Source organism: Streptomyces sp. BJ20, assembly GCF_022869105.1.
Taxonomy (GTDB): Bacteria; Actinomycetota; Actinomycetes; order Streptomycetales; family Streptomycetaceae; genus Streptomyces; species Streptomyces griseoincarnatus.
The window spans coordinates 5,357,848-5,372,128 of the sequence record NZ_CP094918.1 but is presented as its reverse complement, the minus strand read 5'-3'; the positions used below and the strand labels follow the sequence as shown (position 1 = coordinate 5,372,128).

At 74.2% G+C, this 14,281-nt stretch carries 14 protein-coding genes; 5 read left to right on the top strand and 9 right to left on the bottom strand.

The genetic code is table 11. The features are described 5' to 3' along the window. Positions 1–17: 17 nt before the first annotated feature. The 3 genes from ectA to MTR79_RS24290 all read right to left on the bottom strand — a co-directional run bounded on the left by ectA (position 18) and on the right by MTR79_RS24290 (position 2,241). Entirely contained in the window at positions 18–524 is a 507-nt protein-coding gene (ectA, locus tag MTR79_RS24300; protein ID WP_086701397.1) for a diaminobutyrate acetyltransferase, read from the bottom strand. 353 nt (positions 525–877) lie between these two features. Next, positions 878–1,090 carry a DUF664 domain-containing protein gene (locus MTR79_RS24295; RefSeq protein WP_346089890.1) on the bottom strand — a complete coding sequence of 71 codons (213 nt, stop codon included), beginning with the start codon at positions 1,088–1,090 and terminating at the stop codon, positions 878–880. A gap of 50 nt (positions 1,091–1,140) precedes the next feature. Then, the gene (locus MTR79_RS24290) at positions 1,141–2,241 is read right to left on the bottom strand and encodes an aminotransferase class V-fold PLP-dependent enzyme (protein ID WP_189366364.1); all 1,101 of its coding nucleotides are present in this window, start codon (positions 2,239–2,241) and stop codon (positions 1,141–1,143) included. Positions 2,242–2,345: 104 nt separating this feature from the next. Between MTR79_RS24290 and MTR79_RS24285 the strand changes: the two genes are divergently transcribed. The 5 genes from MTR79_RS24285 (at position 2,346) to MTR79_RS24265 (ending at position 7,067) form a co-directional block, all read left to right on the top strand. Next, positions 2,346–3,194, top strand: coding sequence for a transporter substrate-binding domain-containing protein (locus tag MTR79_RS24285; RefSeq protein WP_086701392.1), 849 nt, complete (start codon positions 2,346–2,348; stop codon positions 3,192–3,194). Positions 3,195–3,197: 3 nt separating this feature from the next. Further along, positions 3,198–4,034 (top strand): amino acid ABC transporter permease, encoded by an 837-nt coding sequence (locus tag MTR79_RS24280; RefSeq protein WP_244791963.1) that lies wholly within the window; start codon positions 3,198–3,200, stop codon positions 4,032–4,034. Beyond that, complete coding sequence (locus MTR79_RS24275) at positions 4,031–4,822, top strand: amino acid ABC transporter ATP-binding protein (RefSeq protein ID WP_244791962.1); 792 nt, start codon at positions 4,031–4,033, stop codon at positions 4,820–4,822. The genes MTR79_RS24280 and MTR79_RS24275 overlap by 4 nt, the downstream gene beginning before the upstream one ends. A 21-nt stretch (positions 4,823–4,843) precedes the next feature. Continuing rightward, entirely contained in the window at positions 4,844–5,935 is a 1,092-nt protein-coding gene (locus tag MTR79_RS24270; RefSeq protein WP_086701390.1) for an amidohydrolase family protein, read from the top strand. 178 nt (positions 5,936–6,113) lie between these two features. Beyond that, positions 6,114–7,067, top strand: coding sequence for an SCO1860 family LAETG-anchored protein (locus MTR79_RS24265; RefSeq protein WP_244791961.1), 954 nt, complete (start codon positions 6,114–6,116; stop codon positions 7,065–7,067). 862 nt (positions 7,068–7,929) lie between these two features. Here MTR79_RS24265 and cobC read toward each other — a convergent pair. The 6 genes from cobC to cobM are packed head-to-tail and all read right to left on the bottom strand — an operon-like array spanning position 7,930 to position 14,202. Next, a complete protein-coding gene (gene cobC, locus MTR79_RS24260) occupies positions 7,930–8,991 on the bottom strand; it encodes an Rv2231c family pyridoxal phosphate-dependent protein CobC (RefSeq protein WP_189366482.1) in 1,062 nt (353 codons plus the stop codon). Further along, entirely contained in the window at positions 8,981–9,892 is a 912-nt protein-coding gene (locus tag MTR79_RS24255; protein WP_086705059.1) for a sirohydrochlorin chelatase, read from the bottom strand. Before MTR79_RS24255 ends, cobC begins: the two co-directional genes overlap by 11 nt. Beyond that, entirely contained in the window at positions 9,889–10,476 is a 588-nt protein-coding gene (locus tag MTR79_RS24250; protein ID WP_244791960.1) for a precorrin-8X methylmutase, read from the bottom strand. Before MTR79_RS24250 ends, MTR79_RS24255 begins: the two co-directional genes overlap by 4 nt. After that, positions 10,473–12,155, bottom strand: coding sequence for a precorrin-3B C(17)-methyltransferase (cobJ, locus tag MTR79_RS24245; protein WP_244791959.1), 1,683 nt, complete (start codon positions 12,153–12,155; stop codon positions 10,473–10,475). The genes MTR79_RS24250 and cobJ overlap by 4 nt, the downstream gene beginning before the upstream one ends. Continuing rightward, positions 12,152–13,387 carry a precorrin-6y C5,15-methyltransferase (decarboxylating) subunit CbiE gene (gene cbiE, locus MTR79_RS24240; RefSeq protein WP_244791958.1) on the bottom strand — a complete coding sequence of 412 codons (1,236 nt, stop codon included), beginning with the start codon at positions 13,385–13,387 and terminating at the stop codon, positions 12,152–12,154. Before cbiE ends, cobJ begins: the two co-directional genes overlap by 4 nt. Beyond that, positions 13,384–14,202 (bottom strand): precorrin-4 C(11)-methyltransferase, encoded by an 819-nt coding sequence (gene cobM, locus MTR79_RS24235; protein WP_048458490.1) that lies wholly within the window; start codon positions 14,200–14,202, stop codon positions 13,384–13,386. Before cobM ends, cbiE begins: the two co-directional genes overlap by 4 nt. Between the last annotated feature and the right edge of the window lie 79 nt (positions 14,203–14,281).

Sequence of the window (14,281 nt, the reverse complement as noted above, 5' to 3'; positions counted from 1 at the left end):
GGGGTCGGGCCCGCGCGTCAGAGCGCGAAGGGCCCGATGCGGTGCAGGACCTCGGGGTCGTGGGGTCCGTCGGGGAAGTCCGGGGTGTCGAAGAGCACCTCGCGCTCCAGCAGGGCGCCGTGGCGCTCCGCGAACGCGGTGAACAGGCGCTCGGAGGCGGTGTTGCCGGGTGCGACGGTGGTCTCCACGGTGTCCACGCCGTGCTCCCCGGCGGTCCGGGCGGCCAGCGCGTCGAGCATGGCGGCGGCCAGGCCGCGGCCGCGGTACGCCTCGTCGACGGCGACCTGCCAGACCAGCAGGGTGCGCGGGCTGTCCGGGCGGAGGTAGCCGGTGATGAAGCCGACCGCCTCTCCGCGCTCGTCGCGAGCGACGGCCGAGGTGGCGGCGAAGTCACGGCACCACAGCAGATAGCTGTACGACGAGTTCAGGTCGAGGACCTTCGAGTCCCTGGCTATCCGCCACAGCACGGCTCCGTCCGCCACGGTCGGGCGGTCGATTTGCAGGTCTGCTTGTGCGGCAGTCATGCGAATTGAACTTACCGAGGTAAATTCAAAATTGCATCGTCCTGCGGGGTTACGTACGAGCGCGTCATGTGTTATCGCGCGTACGGGTGTGTCCGCGCGAGACGCCGGTGAAATGTCCCGTTTCACACGGGAGGAAGTGGTACAAATGGGGCGCGCTGTGGATCCGGTCACATCTGTGTAACTCTCGTGACCACCCCTGGAAACGCCCGGTGGCCACTCCTTGGATTGGGGCGTTTAGGCTCCGGAAGACCGGGCAGAAGAAGACGGGAAGCTGTTCCGCAGAGTAATAGGGAAATAAGCCGGAGAATGTCGCGGGAGTATGTGTGCGAGGGATTTCGGTAATCCCTTTGAATTCACGCCCCGGTCACCCCTTCGATGCGCTCCCGGAGAAGGTCGGCGTGGCCGTTGTGGCGCGCATGCTCCTCGATCACATGGATCAGCACCCGGCGCGGGCTGACGTCCGTGCCGGCCGGCGGCCCGTCGGCGATGCGTCCGGTGCCGTACAGGGGGCGCCCGGCGCACAGGTGGTCCCGTCCCCGGGCCTGCGCGGCACCCCCGCCCCGCATCGGCACCGGCGCCCAAGAAGCTCGTCCAGGGCCGTGGGGCCCCGCCTCGCTCACACCCAGGCCCGCTCCGCCGCCGCCAGCCCCGCGGGCAGGTCGACCGACACCCCCGCGTCCGTCAGGGCCGTAGCCAGAGCCGCCAAGCACGCCCGGACCGTGCCACGGGTGGCCTCGGGCCCGTAGTGATTGACGCGGATCATCTCGCGGGCCAGGGCGCCGCCCCCCGCGGCGAGAGGCAGGCCGGGGTCGGCCGCCAACGCCCGCGCGACCAGATCCGACGCGGTCGTACCGTCCGGCGCCCGCAGCGTCGTGGCGACCGGCGCCGCGTCCGCCGCGTCGTGGACGTACGGCGCGATCCCCCCGCCGAGCGCCGTCGCACCCGCACGGGTCGCGGCGGCAGCCGAGGCGTGCCGCGCCATCACCGCCTCCGGTCCCTCCGCCTCGATCCGCTCCACGCACGCCTCGAGCGCGAGCATCTCGAGCTGCGCCGGAGCGTGCAGCAGCGTCTTGCGGCCACCGTCGATCCACCGCTCCTTCCAGTCCAGGAGGGAGAGGTAGGAGCGGCGCGGCGCGTTCGGGTTGGCCGCCATGCGGGCCCAGGCACGCTCGCTCACCGAGACCGCCGACACCCCGGCGGGTCCGCCCATCGCCTTCTGCGCCCCGATGACGCACAGGTCCACGCCCCACGCGTCCGGCAGCACCGGCTCCGCGCCCACCGAGGCGACCGCGTCCAGGTAGAACAGCGCCCCGTGCTCCCGCACGACCTCGCCGATCGCGGCGACCGGGTTGGTGTTGCCGGTGGCGGCCTCGGCGTGCACCAGCGACACGAAGTCGATCTCCGGGTGCTCGGCGAACGCGTCCCGCACCTGCTCGGCGGTCACCGCCGTGTGGAACGGCACGGTCAGGTCGATGACGGTGGCTCCGCAGTCCCGCAGCCAGTCGCCGAAGGTCTGCCCGTAGGGGCCGGTGATGACGTTCAGCGCGGTCGTCCCGGGCCCGGCCGCCGCACGGATCGCGCCCTCCAGCGGCAGCAGCGCCTCACCCTGGGTGATCAGCACGTCCTGCCCGGTGCCCAGCAGCCGCGCCACCCGGTCCTCGATCGAGGCGAAGCGCGCGGCGGTCAGCGGGGGCAGGTCCAGGAGGAGGTTCGTCACGGCTGTGCTCTCTTTGCTCATGCTTCACGGCAGCGCGGGTAGGTACGACGACGTCGAGGGTAAACCTTCGGCGGACGGTTCCGTTTCCCCCACAGGAGGCCTCCGTGAAGACGCATCCCGGCCGCAGGACCCGGGTCCTGGTTGCCACCACCGCGACGGCCGGGATGGTGCTCCTCGCCGCCTGCACGTCCACCGACGACGGAGGCGGAGGGTCCACGACCGCCGGCGGGGTCGAGCTCGTCAAGGCGGGGCAGCTCACCACCTGCACCCACCTGCCGTACCCGCCGTTCCAGTCGGAGATCGACGGCAAGGTGCAGGGCTTCGACGTCGCCCTGATCGACCTGGTCGCCGACGACCTCGGCGTGAAGCAGCAGATCCTCGACACGCCGTTCGAGAACTTCAAGACCGGCGCCTTCCTCAACTCCGGCGAGTGCGACCTGGCCGCGGCCGGCATGACCATCACCGACGAGCGGAAGAAGAACGTCGACTTCTCCGACCCGTACTTCAACGCCACCCAGGCCGTCCTCGTCGCCAAGGACAGCGGCGTCGGCTCCCTCGCCGACGTGAAGTCGGAGAACGTCGAGCTGGGCGCCCAGGCACAGACCACCGGCGAGGACTACGTCAAGGGCGAGGGCTTCGACCCGGTCTCCTTCGAGTCCTCCGACGCCGTCCTCAACGGCCTGCGCACCGGCCAGGTCAAGGCCGTCGTCATCGACTACCCCGTCGTCCAGGGCTGGCTGAAGGACGAGGCCAACGCGGACGCCTTCACCGTCGCCGAGCAGATCGACACCGGCGAGCAGTACGGCTTCACCGTGAAGAAGGGCAACAAGGCCCTCCAGGAGGCCGTGAACAAGGCGCTCGCCGACGCCAAGGCCGACGGCACGTACGAGAAGCTGTACGAGCAGTGGATCGGCCCGTACGACGAGTCCGCCGCCTCCCCGGCCGCCTCCTGACCCATGGCCGACACGGACGAGACGCCGCTCCGGCCCAGGCGGAAGGGCCTGACCCGGCGGCAGAAGCGCAGCGTGTCGCGCGGCATCCAGTACGCCGTGTTCGTCGCGGCCGTGATCGCCTTCGGCGTCACCGCGGACTGGGGACGGCTGCAGAACCAGTTCGCGCAGGTCGAGATCGCCGAGCGGATGTTCCCCGAGGTCATCACGCTCGCGCTGAAGAACACCATCCTCTACACGGTGACCGGCTTCGGCGTCGGGCTCGCGCTCGGCATGCTGATCGCGCTGATGCGGCTGTCGTCCGTCGGGCCCTACCGCTGGCTGGCCGGCATCTACATCGAGATCTTCCGTGGCCTGCCCGCCCTGCTGATCTTCATCTTCATCGGCGTCGCCGTCCCGCTCGCCTTCCCCGGCACGGAGATCATCGGCGGGACGTACGGCAAGGTCGCCCTCGCGCTCGGCCTGGTGGCCGCCGCCTACATGGCGGAGACCATCCGCGCCGGCATCCAGGCCGTGCCCAAGGGGCAGATGGAGGCGGCCCGCTCGCTGGGCTTCTCACCCGGCCGCGCCATGGTGTCGATCATCATCCCGCAGGCGTTCCGGATCATCCTCCCGCCGCTCACCAACGAGCTGGTCCTGCTGTTCAAGGACTCCTCGCTGGTGCTGTTCCTCGGTGTCACCCTGGAGGAGCGCGAGCTGTCCAAGTACGGCCGTGACCTGGCCAGCCAGACCGCCAACTCGACGCCCATCCTGGTGGCCGGCCTGTGCTACCTGCTGATCACCATCCCGCTCGGCTTCGTCGTGCGCCGCATGGAGGCCAAGGCCCAGGAGGCCGTCAGATGAGCCGCCCCGAGATCCGCGTCAGCGGACTGCACAAGTCGTTCGGCGACAACCACGTGCTGCGCGGCATCGACCTGGAGATCGGCCAGGGCGAGGTCGTCTGCGTCATCGGCCCGTCCGGCTCCGGCAAGTCCACGCTTCTGCGCTGCGTGAACCTCCTGGAGGAACCCGGCAAGGGCCAGGTCTTCGTCGGCGGCACCGAGATGACCGACCCGGACGTCGACATCGACGCCGTACGCCGCCGTATCGGCATGGTCTTCCAGCAGTTCAACCTGTTCCCGCACCTGACCGTGACGGAGAACCTCACCCTGCCGCAGCGCCGCGTGCTCCGGCGCGGCAAGGCGGAGGCCGCGAAGGTCGCCGCGCGGAACCTGGAACGGGTCGGCCTCGCCGAGAAGGCGGACGCCTACCCGTCCTCCCTCTCCGGCGGCCAGCAGCAGCGCGTCGCCATCGCCCGCGCGCTCGCCATGGGCCCCGAGGTGATGCTGTTCGACGAGCCCACCTCGGCGCTCGACCCCGAACTGGTCGGCGACGTCCTCGCGGTGATGCGGATGCTCGCCGACGAGGGCATGACGATGATGGTCGTCACGCACGAGATGACCTTCGCCCGCGAGGTGGCCGACCGGGTCGTCTTCATGGACGGCGGCGTGGTCGTCGAGGACGGCACCCCCGAGCGGGTCATCGGCGCGCCACGGCACGAGCGCACCCGTCACTTCCTCTCCCGGCTCCTCGACCCGGCCATGGCGCAGGTCGAGGAGGAGACGTCGGACCAGGTGGGGAAGTCCGGCTGACGCGCAACTAGGGTGCGGTGCATGAGCGAACGCGCGGTGCTGCACGTGAAGGGGCGGATCCTCGTCGGCCCGGACGAGGTCCGCGACGAGCTGTGGGTGATCGACGGCCGCATCTCCTACGACCGTCCCGCCGGCGCCCGTGACGTCCGGACCGTCGACGGCTGGGTGCTGCCCGGTCTGGTCGACGCCCACTGCCACGTGGGTCTCGACCGGCACGGGGCCGTCCCCGAGGACGTCGCGGAGAAGCAGGCGCTCACCGACCGGGACGCCGGCGCACTGCTGCTGCGCGACGCGGGATCGCCCTCGGACACCCGGTGGACCGACGACCGCGAGGACCTCCCGAAGATCATCAGGGCCGGGCGGCACATCGCGCGCACCCGTCGCTACATCCGCAACTACGCCTGGGAGGTCGAGCCCGACGACCTCGTCGCGTACGTCGCCCAGGAGGCTCGGCGCGGCGACGGCTGGGTGAAGCTGGTCGGCGACTGGATCGACCGCGACCTGGGCGACCTGTCGGCCTGCTGGCCGCGCGGCGCGGTGGAGGCGGCCATCGCGGAGGCGCACCGACTGGGCGCCCGCGTCACCGCCCACTGCTTCGCCGAGGACTCCCTGCGCGACCTCGTCGAAGCCGGCATCGACTGTGTCGAGCACGCCACCGGGCTCACCGACGAGACCGTCCCGCTGTTCGCCGAGCGGGGCGTCGCGATCGTGCCCACCCTGGTCAACATCGCCACCTTCCCCGCGCTCGCCGACGGCGGCGAAGCCAGGTTCCCGCGCTGGTCCGCCCATATGCGCCGGCTCCACGAGCGCCGCTACGACACCGTGCGGTCCGCCTACGACGCCGGCATCCCCGTCTTCGTCGGCACCGACGCCGGCGGCACCCTCCCGCACGGGCTCGCCGCCGAGGAGGTGGCGGAACTGGCCAAGGCCGGCCTGCCGCCCGTCGAGGCGCTGGCCGCCGGCACCTGGAAGGCCAGGGCCTGGCTCGGCCGCCCCGGCCTGGAGGAGGGCGCCCCGGCGGACCTGGTGGTCTACGACGCCGACCCGCGCGCGGACCTCCGGGTGCTCACCGCTCCGCGCCGGGTGGTGCTCGACGGGCGCGTCGTCGCGTAGGACACGCTCGCCGGTGGGGCACGGGAGGGTGAAGGCCGCGAACATCCGTGCCCCGGAAATCGAAAACGTTCTCCGACCTTCCCCGAAGGGGTGAAGAGTCATCGGATCGCTGACGAGGCGGCGGGGGCGCGGACATTCTGTCCGGGTCCCAGCAGAGTCTCATGGGGGTCCCACCACCTTGTACACCATCAACTTCCGTACGCCTGCCCGCCGTTGGTCCGTCGCAGCCGTGGCCTGCGCGTTCACCGCGGTACCCGTCGCCCTCGCCGGCGCGGCGCCGGCGTACGCCACCGAGGGCCACGGCCACGCGAGCGCCTCCGTGCTGCGCACCGACCTCGACGTGTCCCTGCTCAACAAGTCGGTGCAGGTCCCGCTCACCGTCTCCCTCAACGAGGTCGAGGCACCGAACAGCGCGCGGAAGACGGCCCTGACCGCCACCCTGGACGGCGTCGACCGGGGCAGGCCGTTCAGCGTGCTGCGCGCGGAGGTGGCCGACGCGGTCGCGACCGTCGAGGGGAACAGGGCGGAGGCGTCCACCACCCTCGCCGACGCCCGCCTGCAGGTCCCCGGACTGCCGCTGCTGTCGCTCGTCGAACTCGAGGCGGTCGGCTCCAAGGCGGTCTGCGAGTCCGGCAGGACCCCGCACGCCTCCGTCACCCTGCCCGCCGCCGTCACCGTCCTCGGCAAGCGGGTCTCCCTGAGCGCGGGCGGCCCGACGCACGTCGACGTGCCGGGGGTGGGGTCGGTCCGCCTCGACCTGTCCACGACCGGGACGACGTCGTCCACGGCCGCGGCCACCGCCCTGAAGCTGGAGGTGTCGGTCAACCCGGCGAAGCTGAACGTGGCCGAGGTGGAGGGGCGGGTCACGCTGGCGGAGTCGCGGTGCGAGACGCCGGCGGCAGCCGCGGAGGAGCCGGAGGCCGCTGCCCCCGAGGCCCCCGAGGCCCCTGAGAAGGCGGAGCCCGCCGTCGAGCCCCAGGGCGCCCGCGCGGGACAGGCCGCTCCGGCGGAGACCAACCTCGCGGAGACGGGCGGGGATTCGGCCACGCCGTACGTGGCGGCGGGGGCGGTGGCGCTGCTGGCGGCTGGTGGGGGAGCGGTGCTGTTGTCACGGCGGGGGCGCCGGAACTGACCTGAGCGGCCGGGGGCACGGGGGACGCCCCGTGCCCCCGACGGTGCCGCGCGGCTGCCGTTGCGCTCACCCTTCCATACTCTCGGTTCGCCCGAGCGGGAGTACCCCCATCGCCCCAGGCGGCGCGACTGCCCGCGGGCGGCCGGGCCGGAAACGCCCCTTCAGGGGCGCGGGGAACTGCGCGACCAGCCCGCGACGGGCCGCAGGCGGCGGACAACAGTCTTGGCAGACGGGTTGCCGTCAGGGGCGCGGGTCCAATCGAGGCGGGCTGCAGAGGTGCCGCCTGCGCCCACCCCCCCACTCTCGACTCCGCTCGAGTGGGGGACCCCCATCGCCCCAGCGGCACGACTGCCCGCAGGCTGGGTGGGCCGCGCCGACTCGGGGCCGCTCGGGCGCCCCGGCCGCAGGCGACTGGGCCGGGGCGCTCCTTCAGGGGTGCGGGGCACTGCGCGACCAGCCCGCGACGGTCTGCAGTCGGCGGCGGGGGTCTCGGCGGACGGGTCGCCGTCGCGGGCGCGGCTCCAAGCGGGCGCGCTGCGACAGGGGCCGCCCGCGCCCGCCCGTGCCGCCCCAAGCGGCACGACTGTCCGCGGCCGGCCGGGGCGGGGTGCCCCTTCAGGGGCGCGGGGAACTGCGCGACCAGCCCGCGACGGTCTGCAGTCGGCGGCGGGGGTCTCGGCGGACGGGTCGCCGTCGCGGGCGCGGCTCTAAGCGGGCGCGCTGCGACAGGGGCCGCCCGCGCCCGCCCGTGCCGCCCCAAGCGGCACGACTGCCCGCGGCCGGCCGGGGCGGGGTGCCCCTTCAGGGGCGCGGGGAACTGCGCGACCAGCCACGGACCACCCGCACCCGACGCGTTGGGCGGTCAGGCGCCCAGCGCCCGCCCCAGCGCCCGCAGGAACCCCTCCGTCGTCTCCCTGTCCCGCACCGCCAGGCGGAGCCACTCCTCGTCGAGGCCCGGGAACGTGTCGCCCCGGCGGGTCGCGTAGCCGAGGGCGCGCAACCGCTCCCGCACGTCCGCCGCCGCCGGGATGCGGACCAGGACGAAGGGGGCCTCGGCCGGGCCCGTCACCCGAAGGCCGTGGGACGCGAAGTCCCGCAAGCCCGCGGTCAAGTACGCGCGGTCGGCCGCGATGCCGCGCGCCGCCTCCTCCGCCTCGGCGAGCGCCGCGGGCGACACGCATGCCTCCGCCGCCGCCAGTGCCGGCGTCGACACCGGCCACAGCGGCTGCGCCCGCTCCAGCCGGGCGACGGTCTCCGGGGCCGCCAGCACGTATCCGATGCGCAGGCCGGCCAGGCCCCACGTCTTGGTCAGGCTGCGCAGCACGACGAGGCCCGGGACGTCCGTCCGGCCGGCCAGGGCCTCCCGTTCGCCCGGGACCGCGTCCATGAACGCCTCGTCGACCACCAGCGTCCGCCCGTGACGGCTCAGCCGGGTCAGTGTCTCCGCCGGGTGCAGCACCGACGTCGGGTTGGTCGGATTGCCGACCACCACCAGGTCCGCTTCCTCCGGGACCGCCGCCGGATCGAGGCGGAAGCCGTCGGACTCCCGGAGCAGCACCCGGTCCACCGTGTGCCCCGCGTCCCGCAGCGCCGCCTCCGGCTCCGTGAACTGCGGGTGCACCACCACCGGCCGTGACACTTTCAGCGCCCGCGCCAGCAGCACGAACGCCTCCGCCGCACCCGCCGTCAGCAGCACCCGCTCCACGGGCAGCCCGTGCCGCGCCGCCACCGCGGCCCGCGCGGCCCGCCCGTCCGGGTACGCGGCGAGCCCGGCCAGCGACGCCGCCATGCGGTCCCGCAGCCACGCGGGAGGCGTGTCCGCGCGGACGTTGACCGCGAGGTCGACGAGCGTGCCGCCGCCGTCGCGGACCTCCGCGTCGCCGTGATGACGCAGGTCGTGGCCGGACGCCGGCTCAGTGGGCATGACTGTGGGAGTGCGAGTGACCGTGACCGTGATGATGGTGCCCGTCGTCGTCCGGATGGAAATGCGGCTGCTGCGGCAGTCCCACCTTGTCCTCGAAGCCGGGCAGCGCGATCCGGTAGACGCAGGAGTCGCAGTTCATCCGCAGATCGCCCTTCACGGCCTCCTCGTACCGCTCGAGGACGAGGTCCAGCAGTTCCGGCTCCGGGCCGATGACGTCCGCCGACCGCACCTCGGCCTCCGGGTGGGCCGCCGCCCACTCCTCCGTCTGCGTCCGTACCCGGTCCGGCAGGATCCCCGTGAACAGGAAGTACGGCAGGACGACGATCCGCCGCGCCCCCAGCCGGGCGCACCGGTCCAGCCCGCCCGGCACGTCCGGCTTCGCCAGCGACACGAACGCCGTCTCCACGCCCGCGTATCCGCGCCCCTCCCACAGCAGCCGGGCCGCCTTGAACACCTCGGCGTTGGCGTCCGGGTCCGTCGACCCGCGCCCCACCAGCAGCACCGTGACCTCGGCGGGGTCCCAGGACGGGTCCACCGCCTCCGCGAGCCGCCGCTCCAGCACCCGCAGCAGTCCCGGATGCGGGCCCAGCGGACGGCCGTACGTGTACGAGACACCGGGGTGGCGTTCCTTCTCGCGGGCCAGCGCCGCCGGGATGTCGCCCTTGGCGTGCCCGGCGGACACCAGCATCAGCGGCACGGCCGCGAACCGCCGCACCCCCCGCTCCACCAGCTCGGCGACGGCCTCGCCCAGCGGCGGCGGGGACAGTTCGATGAAGCCGCCCGCGACGGGCAGGCCGGGCCGGCGGCGGCCCAGTTCCCGCACGAACGCGCGGAACGCCTCCGCTCCGGCGTCGTCCCGGGTGCCGTGGCCGGCGATGAGCAGGGCGGGCGGGGTGGTCACAAGATCTCCTCGGTCGAAGCGGGGTGGTACAGCAGGGCGTTGAGCGCGGCGGCGGCGACCGCCGACCCGCCCTTCTCGGACACGTTGCTCACGGCGGGCAGTCCGCTCTCCCGCAGCGCCGCCTTGGACTCGGCGGCGCCGACGAACCCGACGGGCAGGCCGATCACCAGCGCGGGGGATGCGTCCAGGGTCAGCAGCTCCTCCAGGGCGGTGGGCGCGCACCCGATCACCCACACGGCGCCGGGTCCGACCTCCTCGTACGCGAGCCGCACGGCGTGCGCGGACCGGGTGAGCCCTGGCCCGGACCGCGCCTCGCGCAGCCGGCACACGGTCTCGCGGCGGGTGATCCCGGCCGCGACCATCTCCACGTCCGCGACGACGGGCGCGTCCGCGTGCAGCGCGGTGTGCGCATGCTCCAGCTCGGCCTCGTCCATGACGAGGTCCGTGGCGTACTCCAGGTCGGCGGAGGAATGCACGACCCGCTCCACGACCGCCCGGGTCAGCGGCGGGAGGCCGGAGGTGTCGAGGCGGGCGCGCAACCGCCGGAACGACTCCTGCTCGATGGGGTGGATCACGCGATTCACCGGGTCTCCTCCTGCCAGCGGTAGCCGCGCGGGGTGACCATGCGCCCCGCGATCTGCCGGGTCGCCGTGTTGCCCACGGTCACGACCGTCATCATGTCGACCGTCGCCGGGTCCAGCGCGGCCAGCGTCGTCAGCCGCACCGACTCGTCCGCGCGGGACGCGTTCCGCACGATTCCGACGGGTGTGGCGGGCGCGCGGTGTCCGGCGAGCACGGCGAGCGCCTTCGGCAGCTGCCAGTCACGGCCCCGGCTGCGCGGGTTGTAGAACGTCACCACCAGGTCCGCCTCGGCCGCCGCCCGCACCCGCCGCTCGATGACCTCCCACGGCGTGTGCAGGTCGGACAGGCTGATCGACACATGGTCGTGGCCCAGCGGCGCCCCGAGCAGCGCGCCCGCCGCGAGCGCCGCCGTCACCCCCGGCACGCCGATCACGTCGATGTCGTCGGACGCCTCCGCGAGCGCCGGGGACGCCATCGCGTACACGCCCGCGTCGCCGCTGCCGATCAGCGCGACCGCCTGCCCGCGCCGGGCCTCCTCGACGGCCGTACGCGCCCGCTCCTCCTCCGCGCCGAGCCCGGACTCCAGCACGCGGGTGCCGGGCCGCAGCAGGTCGCGGATCTGGTCGACGTACTGGTCCAACCCCACCAGCACCGACGCGCGCCGCAGTTCGTCCCGCGCACGCGGGGTGAGCAGGTCCCGCGCGCCGGGCCCCAGCCCGACCACCGCGAGCCGCCCCCGCCCCGGACGCCGTACGACCGCGCAGGTCGCCATGGCGGGGGAGCCCGCCGACTTCCGCTTGGGCACGAGGAGTTCACCTCCTCCGACGAGCGCGGCGGCCTCCGCGACGGACGGGGTGCCGACGGCGGCGAGTGGCGCGTCCGACGGGTTCGGTACCGCGACCCGCGCCAGCGCCTCCGCGGGATGCGTCACCAGAGGGACGCCGAGCCGCCGGGCGGCCTCCACGAGCCCCGGTTCCCCGGCCTTGGCGTCCACGGTGGCCAGTTCGGCCACGGACGCCGCCGACAGCCCCGCCTCCCGCAGCGCGCCCTCGACGAGCCCCAGGACCTCCTCGACGGGGGCGCCCTTCGACGCACCCACCCCGACGACGAGCGTCGGAGGCCGCAACACCGCCTCCCCGCCGGCCGGTTCGACGATCCGGTCCGTCACCCGGACCGTGTACGCGCCCTCGGCGGAGACCGGCAGCGGCGGCAGCGGCCAGGCCACCTCGGCGCGCAGCGCCACCGGCTCCCCGTCCAGCAGCGCCCGCGACACGGCCGCCACATCGCCCTCCACCGGAAGGCCCAGCGTGTCCAGACCCGGCAGCCCCACCGCGTCCGTCGCGGTCGTCACCACGGGCTCGGCGCCCAGCACCTCGCCCACCTCGCGGGCGAGCTCGTTCGCGCCGCCCCCGTGCCCGCCGAGCAGCGACACCGCGTACCGCCCGGCCTCGTCCACGCACACCACGCCCGGGTCGTCCGTCTTGCCGTGCAGCAGCGGCGCCACCAGCCGCACCACGGCCCCGGTGGCGAGGAAACACACCAGCCGGTCGCACTCGGCGAACGCGGCCCGTACCGCGTCCGCCACCGGACCGCCGTACACGCGCGTGCGGTCCGGCCAGGCGGCGGCCAGCCGGTCCCGCGCCGCCGCTCCCGCCGCCGTGGCGGAGATGAGGCCGATCACTCGCTGACTCCTTCACTGTGTGCCGGGGGCCGGACGCCCCACAGCAGGAAAACCGGATTGGTGGCCGCCAGCCGGGTCACGTCCCCCGGCAACGGCGCCAGCCGCGACGACTGCAGCAGCACGCCGTCGCAGGTCAGGCCGGCGTCGGTCAGTGCCGTCCGCGCGGCCGGCACCCGGTCCAGCGCGGCCATCGCCACCACGACCGTCCGCCGCGCCCGGCGCGCGCACGCGCCGACGACCGCGGGCAGCTCCCGGCCTCCGCCACCGACGAACACGGCGTCCGGATCGTCGCCCAGCCCGTCCAGCGCCCCCGGCGCCCGGCCGTGCACCACCCGTACGCCGACACCGTGCGCCGCGGCGTTGGCGCGCACCCGCTCCACACCGTCCGCGTCACGCTCCACGGCCACGGCGGCCGCGCCGAGCCGCGCGCACTCCACGGCCACCGACCCGGACCCCGCGCCGACGTCCCACACCAGGTCGCCGGGGCGCGGACCCAGCCGGGCCAGCGCCAGCGCCCGCACCTCGAACTTCGTGATCATCGAGTCCCGGTGCGCGAACTCCGCCTCCGGCAGCGCCCATCCGGCCGGACGCGCCCCGAGCCCCGCGACCGTACGCACCGGTCCCAGCGCCCGCTCCTCGTCCAGGCACAGCACCACGCTCACCGTGGAACCCCAGTCCCGGCCGGCCGCCTCCTCGGGCGTCACCCGCTCCACCGACTCCCCGGCCGCCCCGAGCCCCGACGCGACGACCAGCACCCGCCGCTCACCGCGCAGCGCCGCGCCCAGCTCGGCAGGACCGGCGCCCGGCCCGGTCAGCACGGCGACCTTCGGATGCGCCCGGCACACGTTCACCGCCGTCCGCGGATCCCGCCCGTGCGCGCTGACCACCACGGCGTCGTCCCACGGCAGCCCGGCCCGCGCGAACGCGACGGCGACGGACGACACCCCCGGCCGTACGTCCAGCCGCTGAGGACCGAACCGCTCGGCCAGCGCCCGCACGATCCCGAAGAACCCGGGATCGCCCGACGCCAGCACCACCACCGGCCGCTCCTGCGCCACATACGTCGCGACGGTGTCGAGCGCGGGCGCCAGCGGCCCCAGCACGACCCGCTCGGCCCCCTCCGGCACGTCCACGGCGTCGAGATGCCGCCGCCCGCCGACGACGAGCGCGGCCTTCCCGACCTCCTGCAGGCCGGCCGGAGCGCCCGTCCCCGTCCCCACCACGGTGATCACGTGCTCGCCCCCCGCTCCCGCAGCTCCCTGCGGGCCCGCGGGTCGGCCTTGCGGAAGCCGTGGAAGTGCCCCGGGTGGTACAGGTGCGAGCGGGTGCCGTGCGCGTCGAGGGCGGGACCGACCAGGAACAGCGTGTGCTTCCACAGCTTGTGCTCCTTGACGGTCTCCTCGAGCGTGCCGATCGTGCACCGCACCACCAGCTCCTCCGGCCAGGTCGCCTGGTACGCCACCACGACCGGCGTCGACGTCGGATAGCCGCCCTCCAGCAGCTCCCGCACCAGCTGCCCGCTGCGCGCCGCCGACAGGAACACCGCCATCGTGGTGCCGTGCCGCGCGAACTCCCGGACCTCCTCACCGGGCGGCATGGGCGTCTTCCCGCCGCCCAGCCTGGTCAGGATCACCGACTGCGCCACCTCAGGGATCGTCAGCTCCCGCCCCGCGAGCGCCGCCACCGCCGAGAAGGACGACACGCCCGGCACGATCTCCGTGGCGATGCCCAGCTCCACGCACCGGTCGACCTGCTCCTGGGTGCCGCCCCACAGCGCGGGGTCACCCGAGTGGATCCGCGCGACCTTCAGTCCCGCGTCACGGGCCCGCGCGTAGACGGCCACCACGTCCTCCAGCGACATCGCGGCCGAGTCGAGGATCTCCGCGTCCTGTCGCGCGTGCTCCAGGACCTCCGCCTGGACCAGGCTGGCGGCCCAGATCACCACGTCCGCCTCGGCGATGGCCCGCGCGCCGCGGAACGTCAGCAGATCGGCGGCGCCGGGACCGGCCCCGACGAAGGTCACCTTGCCGGTGGGGGCGTCGGCCATGGAAACAGGTCCTTTTCTGGATGTGATCGGAAGTCGAAGGGGGCGGGCGGCTGTCACGCGTGCGCGAGCGACCGCTGAT

Coding starts and splice junctions, on each gene's coding strand:
- ectA (WP_086701397.1), bottom strand. CDS start 524: ATGACTGCCGCACAAGCAGACCTGCAAATCGACCGCCCGACCGTGGCG.
- MTR79_RS24295 (WP_346089890.1), bottom strand. CDS start 1,090: ATGCGGGGCGGGGGTGCCGCGCAGGCCCGGGGACGGGACCACCTGTGC.
- MTR79_RS24275 (WP_244791962.1), top strand. CDS start 4,031: ATGAGCCGCCCCGAGATCCGCGTCAGCGGACTGCACAAGTCGTTCGGC.
- MTR79_RS24270 (WP_086701390.1), top strand. CDS start 4,844: ATGAGCGAACGCGCGGTGCTGCACGTGAAGGGGCGGATCCTCGTCGGC.
- cobC (WP_189366482.1), bottom strand. CDS start 8,991: ATGCCCACTGAGCCGGCGTCCGGCCACGACCTGCGTCATCACGGCGAC.
- MTR79_RS24280 (WP_244791963.1), top strand. CDS start 3,198: ATGGCCGACACGGACGAGACGCCGCTCCGGCCCAGGCGGAAGGGCCTG.
- cobM (WP_048458490.1), bottom strand. CDS start 14,202: ATGGCCGACGCCCCCACCGGCAAGGTGACCTTCGTCGGGGCCGGTCCC.